A 26,064-nucleotide genomic window follows, 5' to 3' on the forward strand; every position below is an offset into this window, starting at 1 on the left:
GCTCTTATCCTCCGATGGCTGCATCATAGGCTGAAAGTGTGACAGTGGCGCGTTCGCGCACCTCCGCCGCCGTCATGCCCGGCTTGTAAAGGCTGGTGCCAAGCCCGAAAGCCACGATACCGGCCGAGGTATATTCAGCGAAATTCTTGTCCGAGACGCCGCCGACGGCGGCGATGACCAGATCCTTCGGCAGGATCGTCCGGATCGCATTGATGCCGGCGGGGCCGATGATGCTGGCGGGGAAGAACTTCAGCCCTGTCGCACCGGCCTTCGCGGCCACCAGCGCCTCGGTGGGGGTTAGAACACCCGGCATCGTCACCATGCCCTTGACGCGCGCGGCAACGATCACATCTGCGTCGGCATTGGGGCTCACCATCAGCTTGCCGCCGGCCGCATCCAGCGAGGCCACGTCTTCCACGCTGAGCACGGTGCCAGCGCCGATCAGGCAATCGGCGGGCGCCATCTTCGCGGCGATCTCGATGGAGCGGAACGGATCGGGCGAATTGAGCGGAATTTCAATGGCGCGGAAGCCGGTTTCGATCAGCGCGCCGACGACGCCTTCGGTTTCCTCGGGTTTCAGACCGCGCAGGATGGCGATCAGCGGATATTTGATGGAAGGGAAGGGAATACGCATGGTCGATCTTTCTTCTTATGGCCAGATGGCATTTGCAGCGGCCAGCAATCCGCGCCGCACGGCCTCGTCTGCATCGATGACCGTATAATGAATATCAAGGGCGGTGAAGGCGCCTTCGTAAAGCGCGCCGAGCGCACCGGAACCGATCAGCACCACCGGTGTCTCGCGCCGGGCGGTTGAATGCGCGCCGGCGATTTCCAGCCCGATCATGATGCCGGAAAGCTTGGCCTTGGCGTCGGTGGCGGTGAGGCCGTGCAGCAACTGGCCGGAGCGAAGGGTGAAAAAGCGATTGGTCGCAAGCTGCGGATTGGCATAGATGTCGCGCACCGCCGCCGTGAAAGCCGCATGCTCGCCGGTAAAGGTTTCGGCCTCGGCCACCGCATGGGAAAGGATGGTCTGTTTCGAGACGACTTCGAACAGTTCGCCGGTCATGAACGTGGCGAAGCCGGTCACGCCGCCATCCTTCACGGTCACCCATTTGGAATGGGTGCCGGGCATGCAGACAAGTTTCTCACCGGCGTCCGAGGAGGCGAGAGCGCCGAGCAATTGCGTTTCCTCGCCGCGCATCACGTCGGGCGCGTTTTTATCCCGCTGCGCCAGCCCCGGCAGAATGCGCACATCCCGCGCCTGGCCCGGCACGCGAACCGCGCCATCGAGAACCGCCGAAAGCGATGCCGGCACATCGATATAACCCGCCTCGACCCAGCCCTGCCGCGCGCCTGCCATGCCGCAGACGAGAACCGGCAAACCTTCCGGCGCGCCGATGGCGTCGAGATGCGATTGCAGCACATCGGCAAAACCGGTCCGCATGGCGGTGGTCATGCCTTCCGTGCTTCTGCGCTCCGCCAGCACCGCGCCCGATCGGCTCATGAGCCAGAGCCGGAAACTGGTCGTGCCCCAGTCGACGGCGATGAAAGCGGGTTCAGACATTATAGGAGGCCTCCGTCTACGATTATGGATTGTGCCGTGATGGCGCTCGATGCCGATGATGCGAGAAACAGGCACGGACCCGCCAGATCGGCGGCGACGAGCGTGCGTTTCAGACATTGCCGCGCGGTGGTGGCGGCAATGCCCTCATCCGTCAGCCATAGTTCCTTCTGTCGCTCCGTCACGATCATGCCGGGCAGCAGCGTGTTGACGCGGATGTTTTCCGGGCCCAGCCGGCCGGCGAGGCTTTTCGTCAGCCCGATAATGCCGGCCTTGGCCGCCGCATAGGAGGGCAACTCGCCCATGTTGAGCAGAAACGAGATGGACGAGAAATTGACGATGGAGGCGTCCTTCGACTGCCGCAGATAGGGCACGGCTGCCTGAACCGTGAAGAACATCTGCTTGAGATTGACTGCTTGATTGGCGTCCCAATAGGCTTCCGTCACCGTGTCTATGTCGTGGCGGTCGTCCCAGGCGGCGTTGTTGACAAGCACCTTGATGCCGCCGGTGGCGGAGGCCGCGGCCTCCACCGTCTGTCCGATCGCCGCAATATCGCGAAGGTCGGTTTTGAAGAAGTGGACGGGATGCTGCGTCGTTGTCGCAAGCCGCTTGACGAGCGCCAGGCTCGGCTCTTCGGCGATATCGATGAAAGAAACCTTCGCGCCCTGCATCGCAAAGGCTTCCACCAGCGATGCCCCGATGCCGGAACCGCCGCCGGTGACGAGCACGCCCGCATCCTTGAGGTCCGGAAATTGGGCTTGCGTCATCGGCGTCATCTCGTCCATGAAAGGCTTGATTGTTCCATTATTTGGAACTAGATTTTACTAAATGGAATTATTCTCTTGGCGTCACGCTTATGTCAAGGCAGATGATGGTGGCTGTTGCCATGCCCGATGATAAAAAGCCCAATAGGCAAAAGCCTGATGCGGTTCCGGTGATGCAACGGAAAACCGGAGTTGAGACGGGCACGCTCGGCAAGGCCGTCTCGCTGCTGGAGTTGATCGCATTTGCTGAAAAACCGATGCGCTTTACCGATGTGGTCGAAGCCTGCGGCCAGCCGCGCGGCACGGTTCATCGCCAGCTCGCCCATCTTGTCGCCGAAGGCCTTGTCGATCACGCTGCCGATCAGACCTATGCCGTGGGGCTGAGGTTGCTGCAACTGGCCGCGAAGGCCTGGAGCGGCAACGACCTGCGCAGCGTCGCGGCCCCCCATCTGGCGGCCTTGCAGGAGGTGACGCAGGAGTCAGTGCATCTCGCCGTGCTGAACGGCAGGCAGGTCACCTATCTCGACAAGATGGAGGGGCAGCATACATTGCGCATGCATTCGCAGGTCGGCAAAACCTCGCCAGCCTATTGCACCGGGGTGGGCAAGGCGGCGCTGTCGCTGCTCTCCGCCGACGATCTGGCGCAGCTGGCCGCGGAGCTGGATTTTCATCGCTTCACGGAAAGCACGCTCACGACGCCGGAAGCGCTGATGGCGGAGGTGGCGACCATTCGCGACAACGGCTACGGGTTCGACCTTCAGGAGCACGAGATCGGAATTCACTGCGTCGCAGCACCCGTCCGGGCGCCCGGCCGCAATTTTCGCGCGGCGATTTCCGTCACCGGTCCGGCCTATCGCGTGGATGTGGAACAGCTTCGCAAATGGGCCCCCCTGGTGCGCGAGACGGCCGACAGGATTTCCGACGATCTAGCCTGCAGATTATCCCCGGTTGCGGATGGTTGAAGAAAACAGGGCGCGCAGTCCCTGGATTTGCCCGTCCGGAACCGCCGGCCATGTACCCATTCTTATGCGTTCGACATTATTTTCGACTATTATGAATTAAGTTTTCAACTTTTGTTTGCATGAATCGTTTTGCTGAGTAACATCCGCAACGATTTCCGGGCAAGGGCGGGCCTTTGCGGCGGCATTTTCTCATTCTCGAAGAACAGCTTTGATGCAGAAAACAGAGACGGCCGCCGTTCAGTCGATTGGTGTTGATTGCGTTCGCGAGATCGCCGATCTCAACACGCAGTTCGATATATTCCGGTTTTTGAAACGGCTGACGGAGGCCTGGGAATTCAAGGCTTTCATGGTACTCGACCTGTCTTCGGAAGTGGCGAGCGAACTGTCGCAATATACGATCATCACCAGCTGGCCGGCCGAGCTTCTGCAGCGTTACGATGAAGAGGGCATGCTCCAGACCAGCCGGGTGATGGCGCAGTTGAAAAAATCGACCGTGCCCTTTTCCGTCTCCATGGATTTTCTGGTCAGGGGCGACGGAGAAATCGCCAGGAAAACCGTAATCAACCTTTTCGAACGGTTCGAAATGATCAATTCGGTCTGGTTCCCCGTTCACGACATCACCATGCGACGGGGCGCGGTATCCTTTTCCGGCAACAAGACGGCTGTGCCCGCCAGCCGGCTTGCGGAGCTTTTTTACATTTCCAGCCATGTCTTTGCCCGGCTGTCTGAAATCCGTCGCCTCGATCTCAGGGTTCCCGAAACCTTGAGCGAGCGGGAGATTGACTGCCTGAACTGGACCGCCGCCGGCAAGACCAGCGCCGAAATCGCTGAAATCTTGATGCTGTCGGAACATACCATCAATCATTACCTGAACCGTGCGACGAAAAAACTCGACACGGTCAACCGCACCCAAGCCGTCGCAAAAGCGCTGCGGGTCGGCCTGATAAAATAGCGAAATCTTAATTTTATCATTGTGATAAACCGCTTCCTGGGCGATCCTCTTTTCGAATCACCGGAAAGGAGAAATCGTTTGCCGGAACGGCATAAGGTAAAAGCAGGATTTTCTCCGACTATCGATTGCGCCGTGCTGATAGCCGCTGCCGAAAAAGGCTTTGCTGCCGATGAAGGCATAGAACTCGAACTTTTCCGAAAACAGTCCGCCCGCGCCGTGCTTGCGGCGCTTGGCGAGGATGGCGTTCACGTCGCGCATCTGCCCGCTCCGGTTCCCGTCGGCTCCGCTGTCGGCCTCGATGACCTGCCGGCCGATATTGTCGGCGTTTTCACGCTTTCGCTCGGTGGATCCGCAACGACCGTTTCCCACGGATTTTATGACGAGCTCTACCGCGAAGGGCTGAAGCTGCCGGACCCGGCGACTTTTGGACGCGCCATGGCCCGTGTCTGCGCCGCGCGCCGGGCGGCGGGGAAAAATCCGCCGGTCTTTGCGGTCGAGGATATCGTCTCCACGCCGTTTTATGCGCTGCGTTACCTGCTCGGAAGCTGCGGCGTGCTGCTCGGCCGGGACATGGAAATCGTCGAGGCCCTGCCGAAGGCGATGCCGGCGCTCCTGGAAAGCGGCGAGGTCGATGCGCTCTGTACCGCCGAACCCGCGGGCAGCGCCGTGGTGCTCGGCGGCGCGGGCCGGATCGTCACCACCGGCGCGTTGATCTGGCATAATGCGCCGGAAAAGATACTGGCTGCGAAGAAGCGCTGGGTGGAGGACAATCCCGCCCTTCTGGAAGGGCTGCTGCGTGCCCTTTACCGTGCCGGCGAATGGTGCGCCAATGCCGCCAATATCGAGGAACTGGCCGGCATCCTCGCCGCCCCTCAATATATGGATGAGAACGGCGAATTCCTGCTGCCGGCGCTGACGGGCTATATTTCAACCTCGCAGCGGGACATGCAGCGTTTTCAGGAGTTTTTCGTGACCAGCGCCAAGGCCGCCAATTTTCCATGGCAGAGCCAAGCCCTGTGGTTCTTCAGCCAGATGTTGCGCTGGGGCGAGGTTTCCGCCGATTACCGGTTCGATCCCGCCGTGGTGGAGGCGGCCCGCAACGCCTACCGGCCGGATATTTTCCGCAAGGCGATGAAGCCGCTTTTCGTGCCGGTGCCGGGTGCTAATCTGAAGCTCGAGGGCACGCTGCGCGAGCCTGTTCACGTCGGCGCATCGCGAACGGGTCTGGTGCTCGGCCCCGACTGTTTTTTCGACGGCCATGTTTTCGATCCGGAAACGCTGGCGATGGACGACGAAATCTGAAACCGCAGCGTTAAATCGTCGCGAATGCCGGACTGTCGCGCTTTGGCATTGGCGAAGCGCTCCGGCTTCTCTATGGATGGCACGCAATACCGGTCGGATGATGAAGCGGAGCAGGAATATGGCAGAGGTCAGCAAGAGCCAGGTGGAAAAGGCGCTGGAAGCGGTAATTTATCCCGGCAGCGGCAAGAGCATCGTCGCACTCGGCATGGTCTCGGAAATCTTCATCGCCGATGCGAAGGCCTATTTCTCGATCACTGTCCCGGCCGACAAGGCTGCGGAGATGGAGCCGCTGCGGCTTGCCGCCGAACAGGCGGCCAAAAGCGTGGAAGGTATCGTCGGCGCGGTCGTGGCGCTGACGGCCGACCGCAAGCCTGGCCAGCAGCAACCCGCACCCGCGCGCCCCGCCGCCGCAACCGGCCGGCCGGCCCAACAGCCCGGCTCCTCGAAGGTCGGCGTTCCGGGTGTGCGGGCCATCATCGCCGTCGCCTCGGGCAAGGGCGGGGTGGGCAAGTCGACGACCGCGGTCAATCTGGCGCTCGGTCTTCAGGCCCTCGGCCTCAAGGTCGGTATGCTCGATGCCGATATTTATGGCCCTTCGCTGCCGCGACTGCTGAAAATTTCCGGCCGCCCGCAGCAGCAGGAAGACCGCATCATTCTTCCCATGGAAAATTATGGGCTGAAGGTCATGTCCATGGGCTTTCTGGTGGATGAGGAAGCCGCGATGATCTGGCGCGGGCCGATGGTGCAGTCCGCCCTGATGCAGATGCTGCGCGAAGTGGCCTGGGGCGAACTGGATGTGCTGGTGCTGGACATGCCGCCCGGCACTGGCGATGCGCAGCTGACCATCGCGCAGCAGGTGCCGCTCGCCGGCGCCGTCATCGTTTCCACGCCGCAGGATCTGGCGCTGATCGACGCACGCAAGGGCATCACCATGTTCCGCAAGGTGGAGGTTCCGCTCCTCGGCGTCATCGAGAATATGAGCTATTTCATCGCGCCCGATACCGGCGCGCGCTACGATATTTTCGGCCATGGCGGCGCGAAGGCGGAGGCTGAAAGGATCGGCGTGCCCTTCCTCGGCGAAGTGCCGCTCACCATCTCCATCCGCGAAATGTCGGACGCCGGAACGCCGGTCGTCGCCGCCGAGCCCGATGGCCCGCAGGCCGCGATCTATCGCGATATTGCCGAAAAAGTCTGGGCGCGCATCGGTGCGGGCGAGAGAAAAGCGGCGCCGAAGATCGTTTTTGAGTAGCGCGGCAATCATGGGCGCAAAATCGGGCAGGTGTCTGGCCGCTTTGAAAAATCCTTTGAAAACAGAAGATTAATCGCCAGTATCGGGCAGGCTTTCCGGATTTGAACTGCAGAAATGCTTCACCTGCAATGCTGTCGAGAAAAAATATTGCTTGATTGCATCTCGCTTTGGGCGCATACGCCTGCGCCGTTTGGCTCTTGGTCCATCGGGCTGGCGAGAAATCCCGCCCGTTCCGGCGTTCCCTGAAGTGTCGTCCAAGGGTTTGCCGAGCGCAAACAGGATATGTTAAGCAGCATTGCGGCTGAAGCCTGCAATGTGGAGCGGAGAAACGGATTGATAAAAGCCTATCGCGCCAATTGCGAGGCGATCAGCCTGTCGTCAGACGACGGCTCCGGACAGATTCCCGACGACATCGTCTGGATCGATCTCGTCAATCCGGACAGGGCGGAAGAGCAGCATGTGGAAAAGCTGCTGGGCGTGGAACTGCCGACGCGCGAAGACCTGAAGGATATCGAGCCTTCCAGTCGTCTCTATATGGAAGACGCCAATGTCTTCATGACCGCGTCTCTGGTATGGAAGGCGGATTCGGATGATCCCCGTCTCACCGACGTCGCCTTCGTTCTGGTTGGCAAGCGTCTGGTGACAATCCGTTATGCCGAGCCGAAATCGTTCCACCTTTTCATTGCCGCCATTACCCGCGCGCCGCACGAAATGCGCAGCGGCACGGCGCTGCTTTTGAAGCTGCTCGAAACGATCGTCGACCGCACGGCGGAAATTCTCGAAAACTCTGTCGCCGGCATCGACAATCTCGCTGCCGACATTCTCGGCAGCCAGGCTCGTTCCAAACGCAAGGCGCCGCGCTATCTCGAAGACCGCCTCGGCAACATCGCCGCCTATCACCGTCTGATATCGAAGGTCCGCGTGAGCCTTGCATCTCTGGCGCGCCTGCAGACCTTTCTGTCCACCAGCGATCAGGTGCGCGAAGACAAGGGCGCGCGGGAGCAGGGCAAGTCGATAGGCCGCGATATTCAGTCGCTGAACGAACATGCCTCCTTCGTTTCCGGCAATCTGACCTTCCTGCTGGATGCCTCGCTTGGTATCATCAACATCGAGCAGAACAGCATCATCAAGATTTTCTCCATCGCTTCGGTGGTGTTCCTGCCGCCGACGCTGGTGGCATCTGTTTATGGAATGAACTTTCAGCTCATGCCGGAGTTGAACTGGACATTCGGTTACCCACTCGCGCTCATCGTCATGCTGATGTCCGCCATCATCCCGTTTCTCTTTTTTCGTTGGAAGGGCTGGCTCTGAGGAGCCAGGATCATCATGTCCCAGATCGCTGACAAGGATGTTGCCGAGAAACCGGATGCGGATGACGAGCACAAGAACAAGGGGCTTTATGCCGCGATCCTTGGTTCCATCGGCGTCGTTTATGGCGATATCGGCACCAGCCCGCTCTACGCCTTCCGCGAGGCGCTGCGGCCCATCGCCTATGACGGCGTGACGCAGGAAGAAGTCATCGGCCTCACATCGCTGATGATCTGGTCTTTGACCATCATCGTCACCTTCAAATACATTACCCTGCTGCTGCGCGCCGACAATGACGGAGAGGGCGGCACGCTGTCGCTGCTGGCGCTGCTGATGAAAACGGCGGGCACCCATCGCGGCGTTCTCATTGTACTCGGCCTCATCGGCGCGGCACTGTTTCTGGGCGACGCCATGATTACCCCGGCGCTATCGGTGCTTTCGGCGGTGGAGGGCCTGAAGCTCGTCACGCCGGAAATGGACGCCTTCATCATCCCGATCTCAGTCGGCATTCTCATCGGCCTTTTTGCCATCCAGTCCCACGGCACGGGCACGGTGGCGAAATTCTTCGGACCGATCACTGCCGTCTGGTTCATCGTCATGGGTCTGGCCGGTCTCCTTCATATTGCCGATGATTTCAGCATCCTCTTCGCCTTCAACCCGTGGCATGCGGTGGAGTTTCTGGCCAGTGAAGGCTTCTACGGCATCGTTGTGCTTGGCGCGGTTTTCCTGACGATCACCGGGGCGGAAGCGCTTTACGCCGATCTCGGCCATTTCGGCCGCCGTCCCATCCAGTGGGCGTGGTTCTGTCTGGTTTTCCCGGCATTGACGCTGAACTATCTCGGGCAGGGCGCGCTGGTGCTGAAAGACCCGGCGGCGATGTCCAATCCCTTCTACCTGATGTTCCCGCAATGGGCGATCCTGCCGGCCGTCATTCTGGCGACCGCCGCCACCATCATCGCCAGCCAGGCAGTCATAACAGGTGCGTTTTCGCTCGTGCGTCAGGCGATCCATCTCGGCTACCTGCCGCGCATGGAAATCCTCTTCACCTCGGAAACCAATACCGGGCAGATTTACCTGCCGGCCGTCAACACCATCCTGCTGTTCGGCGTTGTGGCGCTGGTGCTCACCTTCAAGAGTTCGGATGCGCTGGCCACCGCTTATGGTATTTCCGTCACCGGCGCGATGGTCGTCACCAGCCTGATGTTCTTCGAATTCGTGCGCAAGCGCTGGCAATGGTCGGTCTGGCTGGCCATTGCCGTGCTGGCTCCGCTTCTGGCGCTGGAGCTGATCTTCCTCGGCGCGAACCTCTTGAAGATTCACGACGGCGGTTATGTGCCGGTGCTGCTGGCAATCGCCTTCACCGTCATCATGACCACCTGGCAGCGCGGTTCGAGAATCCTCTTCGCCAAGACCCGCCGCACCGATGTGCCGTTGAAGGCCTTCGTCGCCTCTGTGGAAAAGGAAAGCCCGCATGCGCCGGTGCGCGTGCCCGGCACCGCCATCTTCCTCACCGGCGATCCCGAGACAGCGCCGGCCGCACTGTTGCACAATCTCAAGCATAACCACGTGCTGCACGACAAGAACGTCATCCTGACGATCCGCACCGAAGACCAGCCCCGCGTCCATCCTGCCGAACGATATACGCTGACGAAACTGAGCGACCGTTTCGCCGTGGTCGAACTGCATTTCGGCTTCATGGAAACCCAGAACGTCACCCAGGCGCTGGGGTATCTCCGGCGCACCGGCTACAAGTTCGACATCATGTCCACCTCGTTTTATCTCGGCCGCCGCAAGCTGGTGCCGGATCCGAAATCGGGCATGCCGGGCTGGCAGAACCGCCTGTTCATCGCGCTCGCCGAAACCGCCGCCGATCCGTCCGATTATTTCCGTCTACCGGCCAACCGCGTGGTAGAACTGGGCTCGCACGTCGTCGTCTGACTATTCGAAGATGATTACACATTAACGTGAAGCCGCGTCCACGCGCGGCGTTAACCAAGCATCAAGGTTAATAAGAGATTCTCGAACACCTGTAGCAAATATGGTTGTCGGTGTTCGGAGTGCTGGTTTTGCGTTCGAAAAGAGTAATGCGTCGTCGGTCCCCCGTGTCCCTTCAGGGGTGGGCGTCAAAATGGACCTCGCCTGTCGTCTTCGGCCTTGCCGCCTGGCTCGTTTTTCCCTCCCTCGCTGCGCGCGCGGATCTGGCCTCGCTTCTGGCTGGTCTGGACAAGGGCGGCGAGCAATGGCGCATGGTGCTGACGGCCTCTCCGGCGGGCTCGGTGCACAATGCCTCGCTCACCTTTAACGATGCGGCAGGGGAGGCGGCGCTGCACGGCGGCGGCATGACCCTGCCCAATGGCAGCAAGGTTGCCTTCGTCACCAACAAGAAGGGCGAGGCAACGACGCCCGACAGCGAGCGCGTCAACCGCGCCGCCAAGAAGGGCCGCATCGTCGCCACCGAAATCATGCAGCCGCCCAAGGCCTTCACAGCCGGTTCCGTCCTGCAGCGCACCAGCATGCTGGATATCGAGCCGCTGAAGCGCAAGGACCGCACCGCTTTCGTCAAGCCGAAGCGCGGCAAGGACGTGGAACTCGCCTCCTTCTATTTCCGCCGTGAGGAAAAGAAGGCGGACAGAAGCGTCTCGCCAATGCTGGCGGAGCTCATCACCAATCGCACGCCGGATATTCTCGCCACGGCCTATGCGCCGGCCGAACCGGATTTCGCCCGCGAGTCGCCCTTCGACGCCATTCTCAAAAAGCCCGAGGCTGGCCGTTTCGTGCCGCAGATCGCCGAGGACGACCACGCCTGGGCAGCCACCCCGCTGCCCGCCACCGTGTTTTCCGCAGCCGAACAGCAATGCCTTGCCTCCGGCATCTATTTCGAGGCGCGCGGAGAATCGGTGAAGGGACAGGCGGCGGTGGCGCAGGTCATTCTTAACCGCGTGCGCAATCCCGCCTATCCGAAAACCATCTGCGGCGTCGTCTATCAGAACAAGGACTGGCGCAACCGCTGCCAGTTTTCCTTCGCCTGCGACAATATCAAGGACCGCGTGAATTCCGAACGCCACTGGAAAATGGCGCGCGAAGTGGCCATGGCCACCACCGCCGGCAAAATCTGGATGAAGGAAGTGGGTTCGGCAACCCATTATCACGCCGTTTATGTGCGTCCCGCCTGGGGCCGCACGATGAAGAAGGTCGGCAGAATCGGATTGCACGTCTTTTACCGTACCTATGGTGGCGGCTGGAGCTGATACCACCGCCGATTTGTCGCATTTTGCGTGTCAAAAATGCCGATTCCTTTGCGAAACATCGCGGTCAAACGGCGATTTGAGGTCAAGCTGTTGTTTTTGCGTGATTAATTTGTGCTGCAACAACCGTCGCCAGTGCCTTGACTAGAGAAGCCCCTAAAACTATGTTGCGCGCGACTTCAGAGCGGGCTGGAACAGGCTTAATCCGTCACCGTTTACAACTCCAAAGGGTTCTGGCATGGCTGGAACGGAGAAAATGGGTGGGATTTTAAGATGACTGGCAACCGTGACGATAGTCTGGACGAGCGCCGCAAGCGCCTTGCTGACGAGTTGGCCAAGGTGAAGGCGGAGGATGAGGCGGAAGTGAGGGCGGAGACCAACGCTGCGGAAAGCCGGAAGGGCTTTGCGATGGCGGTTAAGCTCTCATCGGAGTTCATTTCGGCCATCGTGGTCGGCGCTATGCTGGGTTATCTTCTGGACTATTTTGCCGGCACGACGCCGTGGGGGATGATCGTTCTTCTTCTTCTCGGTTTCTGCGCAGGCGTATTGAATGTGTTGCGCTCGACGGGCGCGGTGGCCAAGCCGCCGCTGCTGGAGAAGGCGGACAGGCGAGACGAGGGTGGAAAAGGCGGCGTTTAAGCTGTTTTTTCTTGCAGTTGAGATGCCGCGACAGGCGGCGACAGGTAAAGAGGGCAGCCGGTGGCAAACGATCCGACCCATCAGTTCTTGGTGCAGCCGATCATTCCGATCGAAATTGGCGGCGTCGATTTTTCCTTCACCAATGCGTCGCTCTTCATGGTCGCGACCGTGGCTGCGGCTTCCGGTTTCCTTTATTTCGCAACGTCGAACCGCGGTCTGATCCCGACCCGCATGCAGTCCGTCGCTGAAATGTCCTATGAATTCATCGCCTCCATGCTGCGCGAAGGCGCCGGCAAGAAGGGCATGGTGTTCTTCCCCTTCGTCTTCTCGCTGTTCATGTTCGTGCTGACGGCCAACCTTCTCGGCATGTTCCCGTATTTCTTCACGGTCACCAGCCAGATTATCGTCACCTTCGCGCTCGCCTGCCTCGTCATCGGTACGGTCGTGGTTTACGGTTTCTGGAAGCATGGCCTGCATTTCTTCGGCATCTTCGCCCCCTCGGGCGTGCCCAAGGCGCTTTTGCCGCTTGTGGCGTCGATTGAAATGATCTCGTTCCTGTCGCGCCCGATCAGCCTTTCGGTTCGTCTTTTTGCGAACATGCTGGCCGGCCACATCACGCTCAAGGTTTTCGCAGGCTTCGTCGCCTCCATGAGCGCGCTCGGCGCGCTCGGCGTCGGCGGTGCAGTCCTGCCTCTCATCATGACGGTCGCCATGACCGCTCTCGAATTTCTCGTTGCCTTCCTGCAGGCTTATGTCTTCGCGGTACTGACTTGCATGTACCTGAACGACGCCGTGCATGGTGGTCACTGAGAAGTAAAGTCGCTGGCCCCGGCAACGGGCGTCAAAAACAGCCGCAACAACCAATATCTCAAGGAGTCTCACATGGAAGCGGAAGCAGCAAAGTACATCGGCGCAGGTCTCGCATGCCTCGGCATGGCTGGTACGTCCCTCGCACTCGGCCGTATCTTCGGTGATTACCTGTCCGGCGCACTGCGCAACCCCTCTGCTGCCGACAGCCAGTTCGGCCGTCTGGTATTCGGCTTCGCCGTTACGGAAGCTCTGGGCATCTTCTCGCTGCTCGTTGCTCTCCTTCTCCTGTTCGCTGTCTAATATCGGCATCAGGTCTGGATCACGGCCCGCAAATGGCGTGCCGTGATCCTTCGCATTTGCAGTACCCCTGGAGGTGAGCATGTTCGTGACCGAGGCTTATGCCCAGTCAGCACCGACCGTAGGTGAAACGCATACGGAAACTCCGGCTGTCGGCCAGCCGCAACCGGAAGCCACGCACACGGAAACCGGTGTGGCGCACGGCGCCGAACACGGCGCTTCCGGCGTATTCCCGCCGTTCGACCAGTCTACTTATGCATCGCAGGTTCTCTGGCTGGCGATCACGTTCGGCCTTTTCTACCTGCTCATGCAGAAGGTCATCGTTCCGCGCGTCGGCGGCATTCTCGAAAACCGTCATGGACGTATCGCACAGGATCTCGATGAAGCGGCACGGCTGAAAAGCGAAGCCGACGCTGCCGTCGAAACCTATGAAAAAGAACTCGCGGCAGCCCGCGCCAAGGCAGGCTCCATCGGCGCTGCGGCCCGTGACGCCGCAAAGGCGAAGGCAGATGCCGACCGCGCCGCTATCGAAGCCGGTCTTGCTGAAAAGCTCACCGCCGCCGAAAAGCGCATTGCCGGCATCAAGGAACAGGCATTCGCCGATGTCGGCGCAATCGCCGAAGAAACCGCGACCGCGATTGTCGACCAGCTGGTCGGCGCCAAGGTCAAGGACACGGACGTGAAGGCAGCGATTGCCGCCGCTTCGAACGTGAAGGGAGCCTGATATGGCATTTGATGCATCATTTTTCGCTCTCGTCGGTCTCGTCCTCTTCTTCGTTCTGGTCGCCTATCTCAAGGTTCCCGGCATGCTCGCCAAGTCTCTGGACGAGCGCGCCCAGAACATTCAGGACGAGTTGGCCGAAGCCAAGCGCCTGCGCGAAGAGGCCCAGCACCTGCTGGCCGAATATCAGCGCAAGCGTAAGGAAGCAGAAGCCGAAGCCGCAGGTATCGTTGCCGCCGCCGAGCGCGAGGCCGCAGCCCTGACGGAAGAAGCCAAGCAGAAGACGGAAGAATTCGTCGCCCGCCGCACGGCCCTTTCGGAACAGAAGATCAAGCAGGCCGAAGACGACGCCATCGGCGCCGTCCGCGCCGCCGCCGTGGATATCGCCATTGCCGCTTCCGAGAAGCTCATTGCCGAAAAGACCACCGCCGCCGCAAAGGCCAAGCTTTTCACCGCCACGATCGGCGAAGTGAAGTCGAAGCTGAACTGAGATTTATCTCGGTATTGTTCAAAACCCCTCCGGCGCAAGCCGTGAGGGGTTTTTTTTTGGAAAAGCTGTTTCGGGATATGGTGCGGCCTGTACTATGAAAATGCGACATGCGCTCCAGCAGGCCTCCCTCGGAGGTGGCGGTGATTGGCTTTATTGTTTGTGATGCTGAATGTCGGATTGCGCTTCCGCTTTGCGCCAGAAGCGGATGGATGAAGTGTGCGTCGCCCGATTGCCGTGGCGCCGAAAACGAAGGCGGCCATTCCATTCCTGCCGAAGCATTTTCCGAGGGTTGACCGTCAACAGCGTGGGCGGAGCCGCCGTTCGCCTAATCGTTGAGGCTCTTTAGAACTTGTTGATAGAACGCGCCTTGTGCATTCTCAGCAGTGGACCTTACGACCCATTCCCAATCCAAATTCAGTTTTCCTGCCGGGACCAGTTGCTGCGCGATTTCAGCCGGTGTGGTTTCATCGCTGGTTCCGTTCTCCCAGTCGTGAAAGGCTGATGAGTATCGAACGACCGCTCCGCTGATCGGCAAATCGAGCAACCCCCCCTCGGCAAAAAAATTCAACCCGTCGCCCATTTCTTCTCCGATGAGTTTGAGCCTACGTCCCAAACGATGTTTGAGGATGGCTACAAACACTATCGCTGCGGAAAACGTGAATTTGTCGACAAGCACAGCAACCCGCCTGCTAGCGTTTTCAGAGATGGCGTCGATCAATGGCATCGTTTGAAGGAAGTCGCCACCGGTGTTTCCGCGAACGTCAATCAAGAGTTTTTGGTTTGAGCAGGTGCTTACATGCTCCGCTGCACCAGAGATGGCCTTCGGCAGCGCAGTTTCGCCTGGATCGAAGAAACTTGGCAATGATATTGAAAGCCCAAGCCCCTGCCAGTCCTTGATCTCCACAAATCTCTCGGGCTTCCAGGCCGGATCAGCCTTGCCATGCTCGTTTCTCGGGTAGAGCATCGATGCAGGAACCGTATGCCCGTTCTCCACTTTCAAATCGGTTATTCGCCCATTCTCGTCTTTCACGCGATATTCGGTCGTATTCTCTTTTGAAGAAAAACCGAGATGGGCCAACGCATACGGCCATGCCAGAAGAATCGGTCCGATGACCCGCTTCCTCTGGCGCGTTCCCGCCAGAAATTTCTCTGCGGCGGCTTCAATATGGCCCAAAGGTCTGCCGTTGACTGCTATCAGCTCTCCTCTTGGCGCAGTCGTTTCCAGTGCCGTGTCAGTTAACTGCACCACCGTCCCGACGCTCACAAATCTCAGCGGGAGCACCGCGATGGAATCGTTCGGGATCAGCCGTGTGTGTCCGTTGTCGGGAAGTGCGAGCAGGCGCATCGCGGAGAACAGAAAGGCCTCTTTGGAGCCCTCCAAAGCGTATCGTCGAGTGTCACAAATGCAGTTGTCTATCGTCGCCTGCTCGATCCGCCGAAAGCTGGGATCGGTTGGCAGGACAGTTTCCAGAATTTTCTCGAGGTCTTGCGTCAGGGACATGATTTACGGTGCGCATAGTTGCTCGTCGATGTCCAGATCGGGTCGATAGCGGAGGTTCTGGTTGGAACTCCATTACTTGTCATCAATCCCGCTTCAGCGGCCTGAAGCTCATCCGGTGCAGCGCGCAGGGCCCGTGGCTTTCTATAGCGCGCAGGTGGGCTGGCGTGCCGTAACCGGCATGGCCTTCAAAGCCGTAGGATGTGTGCACCACACCCGCGCGTTCCATCATCCGGTCGCGGGTCACCTTGGCGATGATCGAGGCGGCGGCGATGGAGAGGGAGCGGGAATCGCCCTTGATGACGGCTTTGGCCTCGCAGGCGATGCCGGGCGGGCGGTCGCGGCCGTCGGCCAAAACGAGGGCAGGGGAGATTTCGAGACCGAGCACGGCGCGGCGCATGGCGTCGAGGCTGGCGCGCAGGATATTCATATTGTCGATCAGGCCGGGGCCGGAAGAGGCGACGGATACGATCGAGGTTTCCATGATCTGTACGAACAGGCTTTCCCGCTTCTGCTTCGTCAGCTTCTTGGAATCGTCCATCCCCTCAGGAATATTGTTCGGATCGAGAATGACGGCTGCCGCAACCACCGGTCCGGCCAGAGGTCCCCGTCCTGCCTCATCCGTGCCGGCCACGGGCCAAAGGCCCTTCTTTTTCGCTTCCAGTTCGAAGGAAAAATCCGGACCGGTATCGGCAATATCAAAAAGAGCAGGAGAATCGGGTGTGGCCGTGCGTTTCATGCGGCGAAACTGGCACACACACCCGATCTCCTGCAAGCCCCCGGAAGCGGGCGATGACAGGTGCGGTGAGCCGGGGTCAAGGGGCGTGGCTCAACGCGCCCCGAAGGTCATCATGACCTTTGATCCTCCAACGGGGCGGCGGAGGAAAAACGATCGCACGCGAGGCGGCGGTTCCGGGAGCGATGTCCGGCGGGCCAGGGAAAACCTGCCGGGCATGTCGTGGGAGCGTGGCCAGTCTAAAAAAGAGGCCGCCGCTTCCTGTCATGTTCTGCCTGATATCGCCGCACGTTCCGTATGGTGCTTCGATCAGGCGGAGTTGTTTTCAGCCTCGGTCTTTCAAAGCAGCGACAATTGCACGCCTGCACCGCCCGGCGGCACGAAGAGATCGTCGCGCAGATGGATGCCGCGGCGGATGAGGCCGAGCCTTTTTGTCGCCATCTCGAAACGCCTGCCGATCTGCCAGGCATAGGGGCCGGCGCCCTTCATGCGTTTTCCGAATTCCGCGTCGTAATCCTTGCCGTCGCGCATGGAGCGCACCAGCGACATGACATGACGGTAGCGGTCCGGATAGTTGCGCAGCAGCCAGTCGCGGAACAGCGGGCTCACCTCCAGCGGCAGGCGCAGCAGCACGTAGGACGCTTCGGTTGCGCCGGCGGCCTTGCCGGCCTCGAGGATACGCTCGATCTCATGATCGTTGAGCGCCGGGATGACAGGCGCCATCATAACGGCCACGGGAATGCCGGCATCGGTCAGCGCCTTGACGGCTTCCAGCCGCTTCTCGGGCGTGGCGGCGCGCGGTTCCATGTTGCGCGCGAGCTTCCGGTCCAGCGTGGTGACGGAAATACCGACCTTGGCTAGTCCCTTTTTCGCCATGGGCGCCAGAATATCGATATCCCGCTTGATCAACGCCGATTTGGTGACGATGGCGACGGGATGATCGGCCTTGGCCAGCACTTCCAGTATCTGCCGCATGATGCGCCATTCGCGCTCGATCGGCTGATAGGGATCGGTATTGGTGCCGATGGCGATCACCCGCGGCTTGTAGCCCGGTTTTGCCAGTTCCCGTTCCAGCAGCTTCGCCGCATCCGGCTTGGCGAAGAGCTTGGCTTCGAAATCCAGCCCGGCCGAAAGCCCCATATAGCTGTGCGTTGGGCGCGCAAAGCAATAGATGCAGCCATGTTCGCAGCCGCGATAGGGATTGATGGAGCGGTCGAAGGGAATGTCGGGCGATTCATTGCGTGTGATGATGCTGCGCGGCTTTTCCACCTGCACCTCGGTGCGGAACTCCGGCATGTCCTCGAGAGTCTGCCAGCCATCGTCGAAAACCTCGTGCTGCAGGGTCTCGAAGCGTCCATCCGGGTTCAGCCCGGCGCCACGACCGCGACGGCGGTCGATCTCAATGCGCAGGCCGGATGCATCGGCCAGCGCATTGGCAATATCCGGCATATGGCTCGGCTGGAAGGCAGCCTGCCCCGAAAGCGTATGGTTTCTCATCTGGATGCTCCCAGGACGCCGCACGCCTCTCAAGGCACGCTCAACGCCCTAAACCGTTTCCGTCCGGACAGGCTTTCAACCGCCTTCCGAATGATTAAATTCCTACATCAGGAATGAGAACAATACAAGAACAAAATTGCAAATTTGGCCGTTCTCCCGAGATGGATGGGTGACCGCGACAGGCAGGGCCACGTCGGAGACCGTGCGGTCGGTGGGCATGGGAAGCCGCGGACTTTTACCGCGATGAGTATAGTGGCAATTTATTGTGCGATGCGTTAGAGCTATGCAGATGTTGACAGTCATAATGGAATGCCGGGATCACGAGCCGGAACTGGCGCACACCTTGTCTGCGCTTGTAACCGGGGCCGTGGAAGGGCTTGTAAGCGATGTTGTGATCCTCGATCACGGCTCGCGCGATGGATCGTCGCGCGTCGCCGATGCCGCCGGCTGCCGTTTTTATGGGCAGTGGGACATCGAAGACGTGGTGAAGTCCGCACGCGGCGGCTGGCTGCTTTTGATCGAGCCGGGCGCGCGCCCGCAGGCGGGCTGGATCGACGAGATTCTCGAATATGTGGCGATCTGCGCGCAGCCTGCGCGTTTCTCGCCCTCGCGCTATCACCGGCGCAATGTCTTCAGCCGTATGCTGCGGCGTATTCCGCCATTGGAACATGGATATCTTCTGCCGAAGAAGCATGCGGTGTCGATTGCGAAATCGGGCATGAGCCTGACGCAATTTGTTGGCGCGCAGAAACCGCGCCGGCTGAATGCGGAAATGGTGCCCGCCTGGGCGCTGCGGGCCTCGGCCTAACCTCGGGGCTGCTTTACCCGGCCAGAACCTTGCCGGGGTTCATGATGCCGGCGGGATCGAAAGCGTGCTTGATGCGCCGCATCAGTTCCATTTCGATGCCGGGGCGGATGGCGGCCAGTTCGTCGCGCTTCAATTGCCCGATGCCGTGTTCGGCCGAAATGGAACCGCCCAGCGACAGCACGATGCCATGCACGATCTCGTTCATGTCCCGCCAGCGGCCGATGAATTCGGCCTTGTCGGCACCCACCGGCTGGGAAATATTGTAGTGAATATTGCCGTCGCCCAGATGTCCGAAGGCGCAGACGCGGGCGCCGGGTATGGCGGCAAGAACCGCCTTTTCCGCCGTCGCCATGAATTCCGGTATTTTCGACACCGGAACGGAAACATCGTGCTTGATCGAGCCGCCTTCGGGTTTCTGCGCCTCCGACATGCTTTCGCGCATGTGCCAGAGCGCCTGCCGCTGCGCTTCGGACGCGGCGATCACCGCATCCTGAACCAGCCCGGCCTCAAAACCGCGCTCCAGCAGCGATTGCATCATGCTATCCGCCGTCTCGGCCGAGTCGGAGGTGGAAATATCGATGAGCGAGTACCAGTCATGCGGCTGTTCCAGGGGATCGCGCACGCCGGGAATATGCCGGGCGGTGAATTCGACGCCGATTCGCGGCATGAGTTCGAAACCGGTGAGCGCCGTGCCGCAAAGGTTGGAGGCCATCTCGAACAGCTTCAGCGCGTCTTCGGTGGAGGCAAGACCGGCAAAGGCCACCTGATGGCCGAGCGGTTTCGGGAAGAGCTTCAGCACCGCGCCGGTGATGACGCCAAGCGTGCCTTCGGAACCGATGAAGAGATCGCGCAGATCGTAACCCGTATTATCCTTTTTCAGCCGGCGCAGCCCGTTCCAGATTTCGCCGGTCGGCAGCACCACTTCCAGCCCGAGGCAAAGCTGGCGCATGTTGCCATAGGCGAGCACCGCCGTGCCGCCGGCATTGGTGGCGAGATTGCCGCCGATGCGGCAGGACCCTTGAGAGCCGAGCGACAGCGGGAACATCCGCTCCACGGAATCAGCAGCCTTGTGGATGTCATCGAGAATGCAGCCGGCATCGGCGACGATGATGTTGGCAACGGGATCGATATCGCGAACGCGGTTCATGCGCTCCAGCGACAGGATGATGTCCGTTCCTTCGGCGCGTGGCGTCTGGCCGCCCACGAGGCCGGTATTGCCGGTCTGCGGCACGATGGCGGTGCCGGTCTCGCTGGCGAGCTTCAGGATGGCGGCAACTTCTTCAACCGAACCGGGCTTGATGAGCAGCGGCGAGGCGCCGCGATAAAGCCCGCGATTTTCCACCAGACGCGGCGCCATTTCCGCCGGGTCGCGGACCGCGTTTTTTTCGCCGACAATGGCGGTGAAGCGGTCGAGGATGTCGGAGGAGGGGATGGCGGTGGTCGTCATGGGCGGCGTCTCGCTGTCTTTTGAAACATGGGCGAAAGGATTGGGTGCCGTCAGCCTCGCGGCGCGGCGGCGCGGGAAAGGCGGTCGTTGATCGCCTCTCCAAGACCATGGGTGGGAATGGCGGTGATGGCGATCATGTCTGCGCCGCTTGCATCGGCGGCTTTCAGATAATCGAAGAGATTGGCGGCGGCCTCGGAAAGATCGCCGGAAGGGCTGAGATCGAGCACGGTGCGCGCCGTCTCTTCGCCGGCAACGGTGATGCCGCCGAAGCGGATCAGCGCTTCGCCCGGCAGAACGGATGTGGCGTGAAGGCGCACGGCCGCACCCGGCGCGTAATGCGAGGCCAGCATTCCCGGCGCTTCAATGGCGGCGGCTGCTTTTTTCGGCCGTTCAAGCCGTTTGCCGGCAATGCGCTCTATGTCCGCGGTAACGATGCCGCCGGGACGAAGCAGCCGCACCCGGCCATCCTCTTCCACCTTGACGATGGTGGATTCGACGCCGACAGCGGCCGCGCCCCCATCGAGAATGAGATTGATCTTCTGGCCGAGATCCGCCTCCACATGGGAGGCACTTGTCGGGCTGATCTTGCCGGAACTATTGGCGCTGGGGGCGGCGAGAGGCCTGTCGAAACGGCGGATCAGATCGCTGGCAAAACCCTGCGGCACACGAATGCCGACCGTATCGAGGCCAGCTGTCGCCAGCGAATGAATGTCGCTCGCCGGTTTCAGCGGCAGCACCAGCGTCAGCGGGCCGGGCCAGAAGGCTTCTGCCAGCTTCAGCGATATGGGGTCGAAGACGGCGTAACGTTCGGCCATGGCGATATCGGCCATGTGGCAGATCAGGGGGTTGAACTGCGGCCGGCCTTTTGTCTCGTAAATGCGGGTAATCGCCGCCGGATTGGTGGCGTCGGCGGCAAGGCCGTAGACCGTTTCGGTCGGCAGGGCGATGGGCTGGCCGGCGGCAAGCTCCGCCACGGATGCCTGCAGGGCCGTTTCCCGCTCTTTCTCTATATCGATATGACGCGCCATGATGCTGCCTTTCAGGGCGGTCAATAGCGTATTTCAGAGGCCTATGGAAAGTTTTATATCGCCTTGATGATCCTGCGCATCTCCTCGGACCGCGCGCCGAGCATGAGCACGTTTTTCAGCGCCACCCGCGGATCGTGGGTCTGGAACAGCAGGCCGCCGCGATGCACGGAGGTATCGACGGCGAGTTCCTGATCGGGAAGCGCGTTGATGGCGACGGCGAAATACATCCGGGAATAGCGCGCATCGATATTTTCGAAGAAGTTTTCGGCCCCGCTCAGCTCAGCGAAGAAATTCGCGAAATAGAAGGACCAGAGCACATGGCGCTCGGCATCGAAGCTGGTTTTCGCCGCCGTGACGTGACAATAGCCGAGATGCGGCCGGTCATTGAGCAGATGGTGAAAAACCATCTTGGGAAAACGGATGGACTGGTGAAAGCCGTTCAGACGGCTATGGGTGGCATCGGCGGCAGCTTCCAGCTTTCGCCCGGTCAGCGCAGCCACTTCGTCATGGCTGTAATAGACGCGTTCTTTCGGCAGCCATCGTTCTTCATAACGGCTGATACGCCCTGTCCGCAGGAAATCGGAATGCGCGGTCTTCGAGCGTATCGGTGTGACCGAATGCCTGCTCGCATCGAAATAGCGTATGCGTGTCGCCTTCTCCACCGGGAACACCCTCGTTGCTGTCGATCCGGCAAGATAATTTAGGGCGCGTTAATACTCCGTTGCGCCGCATCCCCCGTTTTCTAACGGGTGGGGAGCAGGACGCGCGCCATCATGCGTCATATTGCGACGTCATTTCCGTCATTGAATAGCTGTTGGATTTCCCAGCGGAATGGGCTGAGAGGGCGAATTGCGCATGTCGCAATTTGTCGCCAATGCGGAAGGTAATGTCGCTGTTTGTGCTGCCGCAAATGAGCGCCGGTGTTTAGATGAGCACATGCTTCCGCAACCCCGCAAATGGTGTCGGGCAGGGCGGTTTGATCGAGGATTTGGCCATGGAATTGCGTGATACCGTATTGCGCCAGCTGAAAAACCGCCGCGAAGGCTTCAGCCTGGAACAGCCCTTCTACACGGACCCGGATTATTTCAAGCTGGATATGGAAACGATCTGGTATCGAGACTGGCTGTTTGTCGGCCATGATTGCGAAGTGCAGAAGTCCGGCAGCTATTTCACCGTGCAGGTCGGCGCCTATTCGGTGGTCATCGTTCGCGGCCGTGACGGGCAGATCCGCGCCTTCCACAATTCCTGCCGCCATCGCGGCTCGCGCGTCTGCACCACGCAGAAGGGCCAGTCTGCCCGCCTCGTCTGTCCCTATCACCAGTGGACCTACGATCTTGACGGCAAGCTGCTGTTTGCGCGCCATATGGGCGAAGAGTTCGACAAGGGCGATTTCGGCCTGAAGCCGGTCGCCTGCGAAACCGTCGCCGGTTACGTCTTCATCTGCCTTGCCGATCAGCCGGCCGATTTCGAGCCCATGCGCAAGGAAGTCGAGAGCTACATGGCGCCGCACCGCATCTGGGAGGCGAAGGTCGCGCATGAGAGCACGATCATCGAAAAGGGTAACTGGAAGCTCGTCTGGGAAAATAACCGCGAGTGCTACCATTGCGCCGCCAACCATCCGGAACTCTGCCGCACCTATCCCGAAAACCCGAGCGTCACGGGAACGGACGGCGGGGCGAGCGATCCCGAGATCGGCGGCCACTGGGCGCGCTGCGAGGCCGCCGGCCTGCCGAGCCGTTTCAAGATCGACCCAAAGGGCCAGTTCCGCGTCGCCCGCATGCCGCTGATCGGCGAGGCGGAAAGCTACACCATGTCCGGCAAGCGCGCCGTGCGCCGGCCGCTGTCTGACGATGTCAGCATCAGCCATATCGGCGCGCTGCTCCTGTTCCATTATCCGACGACCTGGAACCACTTCCTCGGCGACCACACCATTTCCTTCCGGGTGCTGCCGCTCAGCGCCACGGAAACCATGGTCACCACCAAATGGCTGGTGCACAAGGATGCCGTCGAAGGCGTGGATTACGATCTCGAGGACCTCACCCATGTCTGGAACGAGACCAACGATCAGGACCGCCGCATCGTCGAGGAAAATGCCTTCGGCATTCGTTCCCCTGCCTATGAGCCGGGCCCCTATTCCATGGAGGACGAGGGCGGCGTGATGCAGTTCGTCAACTGGTACTCCGATTTCATGGTCGACCGGCTCTCCGGCGATAAGGCCCGGCTTTCGGCTGTAGCGTGATGCGAAGATGAATATGGTTGTGACCTATAAGCATGTTGACGAGATGAAGCCATGGAGCGACAAGCTCCAGCTTCTGGAGTGCATCTCGGTGACGCCCGAGACGCCTGATGTGATGACCTTCCTGTTCCGCTCGGAGGATCAGAACTGGTTCCGTTATCTGCCGGGGCAGTTCGTCACGCTGGAATTGCCGGTGGGCAAGGAGCCGCTTTACCGCACCTACACATTGTCCTCCAGCCCGTCGCGACCCTATGCGCTGTCGGTGACGGTCAAGGCGCAGGCCAACAGCATCGGCACGCGCTGGATGTTCGACAATCTGAAGCCCGGCATGAAAATCCGGGCGCTCGGGCCGCTCGGCGACTTTTCCTACGTCAAACATCCCGGCGACAAATATCTGTTCATCTCGGCAGGCTCCGGCGTTACGCCGATGATGTCGATGGTGCGCGATATGAGCGACCGCGCCCCGCAGAGCGATATTGCCTTCATCAATTGTTCGCGCACACCCGGCGATATCGTCTTCCGTCACGAGCTGGAATATCTCGCCCGCTTCATGCCGAACCTGTCTCTCGGCTTCATTGTCGAGAAATGCGGCCGCACCGATCTGTGGTCCGGCCTGAAGGGCATGGTCGACAAGGCCAAGATTGCGCTGCTCGCGCATGATTTCATGGAGCGCACCGTCTTCTGCTGCGGGCCGGAGCCGTTCATGGCCGCCGTCCGCTCGATGCTCGATGCCTCCGGCTTCGACATGAGCCGCTATCATCAGGAGAGCTTCGCGCCGGCCGCGCCGGTCACCGTTGGTGAAACAGTTCTCACCGGTGTGGATGGCGAAACGCTGTCGATGGTTGGTTTCACCCTTTCCGGCAAAGAAATGCCCTGCCAGCCCGGCCAGACGGTTCTGATGACGGCGCGCGCCGCCGGGGTCCGTATCGGGGCGGCCTGCGAATCGGGGATTTGCGGCACCTGCCGGGTGCTGAAGCTTTCCGGTGAGGTAGAGATGAACCACAATGGCGGCATTCTCGATGAGGAAATCGAGGAGGGCTATATTCTCGCCTGCTGCTCACGCCCGTTGACCGACGTAAAGGTGGAAGCCTGATACGAGCAGGCGTTTCATTTCATACGTCTTTCACCGGATGGGTGTCTTGGAACCAAATTTTCCGAAACTCGTTTGCACGTCATCGAATTCTTCTCGGGCAAGGGGCTGACCCTGATCTCCGGCAAGAGGGCGGTGAAAGGCGCTGACAAAGGCGTCAAAGCAAATGGAGGAAGATCATGCTGAATTTCCGGACAACGAGCGTCGCTACAGCGATTGTCGTGTTCTTCACCAGCTTCACGCCATCGCAGGCGTTTCAGGTGCCGGTGCCAATCTCCAAGCCGGCGGTAGCCACCGAAAACGTTGTGCCCGTACAGTACCGTGAGTGGGATCGCCGCCGCCATTGGGACGGTCGTCATATGCGTCGTCCGCCCCCGCATCGCGACGGGTTTTACAATGGTCACCGCGGCTACCGTGACCGTCGTCCGGGCTACCGTTATCACAACGGTTACTGGTTCCCGCTCGCTGCTTTCGCCACCGGCGCTATCATCGGCGGCGCAATGCAGCAGCCCCGTCCGGCGTATGGCGGCAGCCATGTCTCCTGGTGTCAGAACCGCTGGCGTTCGTATCGCGCCTACGACAACACCTATCAGCCCAACAGCGGCCCGCGTCGCATCTGCGTCTCGCCATACAGCCGTTAATTGCAAAAGCAAAAGCCCGGTCTTTACCGGGCTTTTGTCTGAGCCCGGAATTGTCGGGGTTTTGATAAACGAAGCGTGATCGCTCCGTTAATCGTGGGTTCAGCCACACGTCCCTAGGCTGTAGAAGTATACGACACCGCCCACACAAAGGCGGAAATCAGAACAACAGAAATTCACGTTATACGGCCTGTCGACCGTCGTGAATGGAGGAAGTCAGATGAAAAGCTATGTGAAGAATATCCTGGCTGTCGGTCTTTCTGCAATCGTGGTTGCAGGCGCGATCGTTCCGGCCGAAGCCGCCATGCCGGTGCCCGTCGCGCCGAAGAGCGTTGAATCCACCGGCAACGACGCCAGCAAGAACATCGTCAACGTCCAATACTGGCGTGATCGCGATGGCTGGGGCGATCGCCGCGGCTGGTATCGCGGCCACCGTGGTTATCGCGATTACCGTCCGGGCTATCGTCACCATGACGGTTACTGGTTCCCGCTCGCAGCCTTTGCGACGGGCGCGATCATCGGCGGCGCACTCTCGCAGCCGCGTGAAGTGTACCGCCCGGTACCGGAATATCGTCCGCGCCCGGTCTATCGCGAATATCGCCCGGTCCGCCGCGGCGGGCTGAGCCAGGCGCATGTGAACTGGTGCTATGGCCGTTATCGTTCCTACGATGCCTATAGCAACACGTTCCAGCCTTACCATGGTCCGCGCCAGCCCTGCTATTCGCCTTACAGCTGATAGAATACAGGCTGAAATTGAAAGAGCCGTCCGGTCATTGCCGGGCGGCT

At 60.3% G+C, this 26,064-nt stretch carries 26 protein-coding genes; 17 read left to right on the plus strand and 9 right to left on the minus strand.

The genetic code is table 11. The features are described 5' to 3' along the window. Positions 1-4: 4 nt before the first annotated feature. Genes AGR7B_RS03245 through AGR7B_RS03255 form a run of 3 tightly spaced genes read right to left on the minus strand, consistent with a single transcriptional unit; the run spans position 5 to position 2,346 of the window. Positions 5-634, minus strand: a complete 630-nt coding sequence (locus AGR7B_RS03245; RefSeq protein ID WP_003521032.1) for a 2-dehydro-3-deoxy-6-phosphogalactonate aldolase — start codon at positions 632-634, stop codon at positions 5-7. 15 nt (positions 635-649) lie between these two features. Beyond that, positions 650-1,564 (minus strand): 2-dehydro-3-deoxygalactonokinase, encoded by a 915-nt coding sequence (locus AGR7B_RS03250; protein WP_080856008.1) that lies wholly within the window; start codon positions 1,562-1,564, stop codon positions 650-652. Continuing rightward, positions 1,564-2,346, minus strand: a complete 783-nt coding sequence (locus AGR7B_RS03255) for an SDR family NAD(P)-dependent oxidoreductase (RefSeq protein WP_162934032.1) — start codon at positions 2,344-2,346, stop codon at positions 1,564-1,566. Before AGR7B_RS03255 ends, AGR7B_RS03250 begins: the two co-directional genes overlap by 1 nt. Before the next feature lie 71 nt (positions 2,347-2,417). Between AGR7B_RS03255 and AGR7B_RS03260 the strand changes: the two genes are divergently transcribed. From AGR7B_RS03260 to AGR7B_RS03315, 12 genes are all read left to right on the plus strand, one after another. After that, positions 2,418-3,287, plus strand: coding sequence for an IclR family transcriptional regulator (locus tag AGR7B_RS03260; RefSeq protein WP_162934033.1), 870 nt, complete (start codon positions 2,418-2,420; stop codon positions 3,285-3,287). A gap of 211 nt (positions 3,288-3,498) precedes the next feature. Further along, a complete protein-coding gene (locus AGR7B_RS03265; protein WP_080856009.1) occupies positions 3,499-4,239 on the plus strand; it encodes a helix-turn-helix transcriptional regulator in 741 nt (246 codons plus the stop codon). Between the two features lie 78 nt (positions 4,240-4,317). Next, on the plus strand, positions 4,318-5,541 hold the full coding sequence (locus AGR7B_RS03270) for a CmpA/NrtA family ABC transporter substrate-binding protein (RefSeq protein ID WP_078051190.1): 1,224 nt from the start codon (positions 4,318-4,320) through the stop codon (positions 5,539-5,541). 118 nt (positions 5,542-5,659) lie between these two features. After that, positions 5,660-6,790, plus strand: a complete 1,131-nt coding sequence (locus AGR7B_RS03275) for an Mrp/NBP35 family ATP-binding protein (protein ID WP_080856010.1) — start codon at positions 5,660-5,662, stop codon at positions 6,788-6,790. A gap of 333 nt (positions 6,791-7,123) precedes the next feature. Continuing rightward, positions 7,124-8,101: a magnesium transporter CorA family protein gene (locus AGR7B_RS03280; RefSeq protein ID WP_065654349.1), complete on the plus strand. Its 978-nt coding sequence runs from the start codon at positions 7,124-7,126 to the stop codon at positions 8,099-8,101. 15 nt (positions 8,102-8,116) lie between these two features. Further along, positions 8,117-10,036 carry a potassium transporter Kup gene (locus AGR7B_RS03285; RefSeq protein WP_065654348.1) on the plus strand — a complete coding sequence of 640 codons (1,920 nt, stop codon included), beginning with the start codon at positions 8,117-8,119 and terminating at the stop codon, positions 10,034-10,036. Positions 10,037-10,182: 146 nt separating this feature from the next. Continuing rightward, entirely contained in the window at positions 10,183-11,346 is a 1,164-nt protein-coding gene (locus AGR7B_RS03290) for a cell wall hydrolase (protein ID WP_065654347.1), read from the plus strand. Between the two features lie 270 nt (positions 11,347-11,616). After that, positions 11,617-11,982 (plus strand): AtpZ/AtpI family protein, encoded by a 366-nt coding sequence (locus AGR7B_RS03295; RefSeq protein ID WP_035261818.1) that lies wholly within the window; start codon positions 11,617-11,619, stop codon positions 11,980-11,982. Between the two features lie 60 nt (positions 11,983-12,042). Then, positions 12,043-12,792: a F0F1 ATP synthase subunit A gene (locus AGR7B_RS03300; RefSeq protein WP_080856012.1), complete on the plus strand. Its 750-nt coding sequence runs from the start codon at positions 12,043-12,045 to the stop codon at positions 12,790-12,792. 72 nt (positions 12,793-12,864) lie between these two features. Beyond that, positions 12,865-13,092, plus strand: coding sequence for a F0F1 ATP synthase subunit C (locus AGR7B_RS03305; RefSeq protein ID WP_003494147.1), 228 nt, complete (start codon positions 12,865-12,867; stop codon positions 13,090-13,092). Positions 13,093-13,171: 79 nt separating this feature from the next. Further along, complete coding sequence (locus tag AGR7B_RS03310) at positions 13,172-13,813, plus strand: F0F1 ATP synthase subunit B (protein ID WP_080856013.1); 642 nt, start codon at positions 13,172-13,174, stop codon at positions 13,811-13,813. A gap of 1 nt (position 13,814) precedes the next feature. Next, entirely contained in the window at positions 13,815-14,300 is a 486-nt protein-coding gene (locus AGR7B_RS03315; RefSeq protein WP_020810758.1) for a F0F1 ATP synthase subunit B, read from the plus strand. A gap of 325 nt (positions 14,301-14,625) precedes the next feature. Here the strand turns inward: AGR7B_RS03315 and AGR7B_RS03320 are convergent, their stop codons facing one another. The 3 genes from AGR7B_RS03320 to AGR7B_RS03330 form a co-directional block, all read right to left on the minus strand. After that, the gene (locus AGR7B_RS03320) at positions 14,626-15,801 is read right to left on the minus strand and encodes a S41 family peptidase (RefSeq protein ID WP_080856014.1); all 1,176 of its coding nucleotides are present in this window, start codon (positions 15,799-15,801) and stop codon (positions 14,626-14,628) included. 82 nt (positions 15,802-15,883) lie between these two features. Continuing rightward, positions 15,884-16,537 (minus strand): ribonuclease HII, encoded by a 654-nt coding sequence (locus tag AGR7B_RS03325; RefSeq protein WP_080856015.1) that lies wholly within the window; start codon positions 16,535-16,537, stop codon positions 15,884-15,886. A 336-nt stretch (positions 16,538-16,873) separates the two neighbouring features. Next, positions 16,874-18,031 carry a PA0069 family radical SAM protein gene (locus AGR7B_RS03330; RefSeq protein ID WP_161987664.1) on the minus strand — a complete coding sequence of 386 codons (1,158 nt, stop codon included), beginning with the start codon at positions 18,029-18,031 and terminating at the stop codon, positions 16,874-16,876. A gap of 289 nt (positions 18,032-18,320) precedes the next feature. Between AGR7B_RS03330 and AGR7B_RS03335 the strand changes: the two genes are divergently transcribed. Further along, positions 18,321-18,839, plus strand: a complete 519-nt coding sequence (locus tag AGR7B_RS03335; protein WP_003521054.1) for a glycosyltransferase family protein — start codon at positions 18,321-18,323, stop codon at positions 18,837-18,839. Positions 18,840-18,852: 13 nt separating this feature from the next. On the opposite strand, the gene AGR7B_RS03340 is transcribed toward AGR7B_RS03335, so the two are convergent. The 3 genes from AGR7B_RS03340 to AGR7B_RS03350 are packed head-to-tail and all read right to left on the minus strand — an operon-like array spanning position 18,853 to position 21,976. Then, entirely contained in the window at positions 18,853-20,286 is a 1,434-nt protein-coding gene (locus tag AGR7B_RS03340) for an FAD-binding oxidoreductase (RefSeq protein WP_080856016.1), read from the minus strand. A 50-nt stretch (positions 20,287-20,336) separates the two neighbouring features. Then, positions 20,337-21,314: an L-threonylcarbamoyladenylate synthase gene (locus AGR7B_RS03345; RefSeq protein WP_080856971.1), complete on the minus strand. Its 978-nt coding sequence runs from the start codon at positions 21,312-21,314 to the stop codon at positions 20,337-20,339. Between the two features lie 53 nt (positions 21,315-21,367). Continuing rightward, on the minus strand, positions 21,368-21,976 hold the full coding sequence (locus AGR7B_RS03350) for a DUF6656 family protein (protein WP_065654341.1): 609 nt from the start codon (positions 21,974-21,976) through the stop codon (positions 21,368-21,370). 332 nt (positions 21,977-22,308) lie between these two features. Here AGR7B_RS03350 and AGR7B_RS03355 point away from each other — a divergent pair, with 332 nt between their 5' ends. The 4 genes from AGR7B_RS03355 to AGR7B_RS03370 all read left to right on the plus strand — a co-directional run bounded on the left by AGR7B_RS03355 (position 22,309) and on the right by AGR7B_RS03370 (position 26,014). Then, positions 22,309-23,553, plus strand: a complete 1,245-nt coding sequence (locus AGR7B_RS03355; RefSeq protein ID WP_078051484.1) for an aromatic ring-hydroxylating oxygenase subunit alpha — start codon at positions 22,309-22,311, stop codon at positions 23,551-23,553. Positions 23,554-23,566: 13 nt separating this feature from the next. Beyond that, entirely contained in the window at positions 23,567-24,643 is a 1,077-nt protein-coding gene (locus AGR7B_RS03360; RefSeq protein WP_425352579.1) for an FAD-binding oxidoreductase, read from the plus strand. 176 nt (positions 24,644-24,819) lie between these two features. Next, positions 24,820-25,281: a BA14K family protein gene (locus AGR7B_RS03365; RefSeq protein ID WP_065654339.1), complete on the plus strand. Its 462-nt coding sequence runs from the start codon at positions 24,820-24,822 to the stop codon at positions 25,279-25,281. A gap of 217 nt (positions 25,282-25,498) precedes the next feature. Next, positions 25,499-26,014, plus strand: a complete 516-nt coding sequence (locus tag AGR7B_RS03370; RefSeq protein WP_065654338.1) for a BA14K family protein — start codon at positions 25,499-25,501, stop codon at positions 26,012-26,014. Positions 26,015-26,064 lie beyond the last annotated feature (50 nt).

Origin of the sequence: Agrobacterium deltaense RV3 (assembly GCF_900013505.1) — a bacterium.
Classification (GTDB): Bacteria; Pseudomonadota; Alphaproteobacteria; order Rhizobiales; family Rhizobiaceae; genus Agrobacterium; species Agrobacterium leguminum.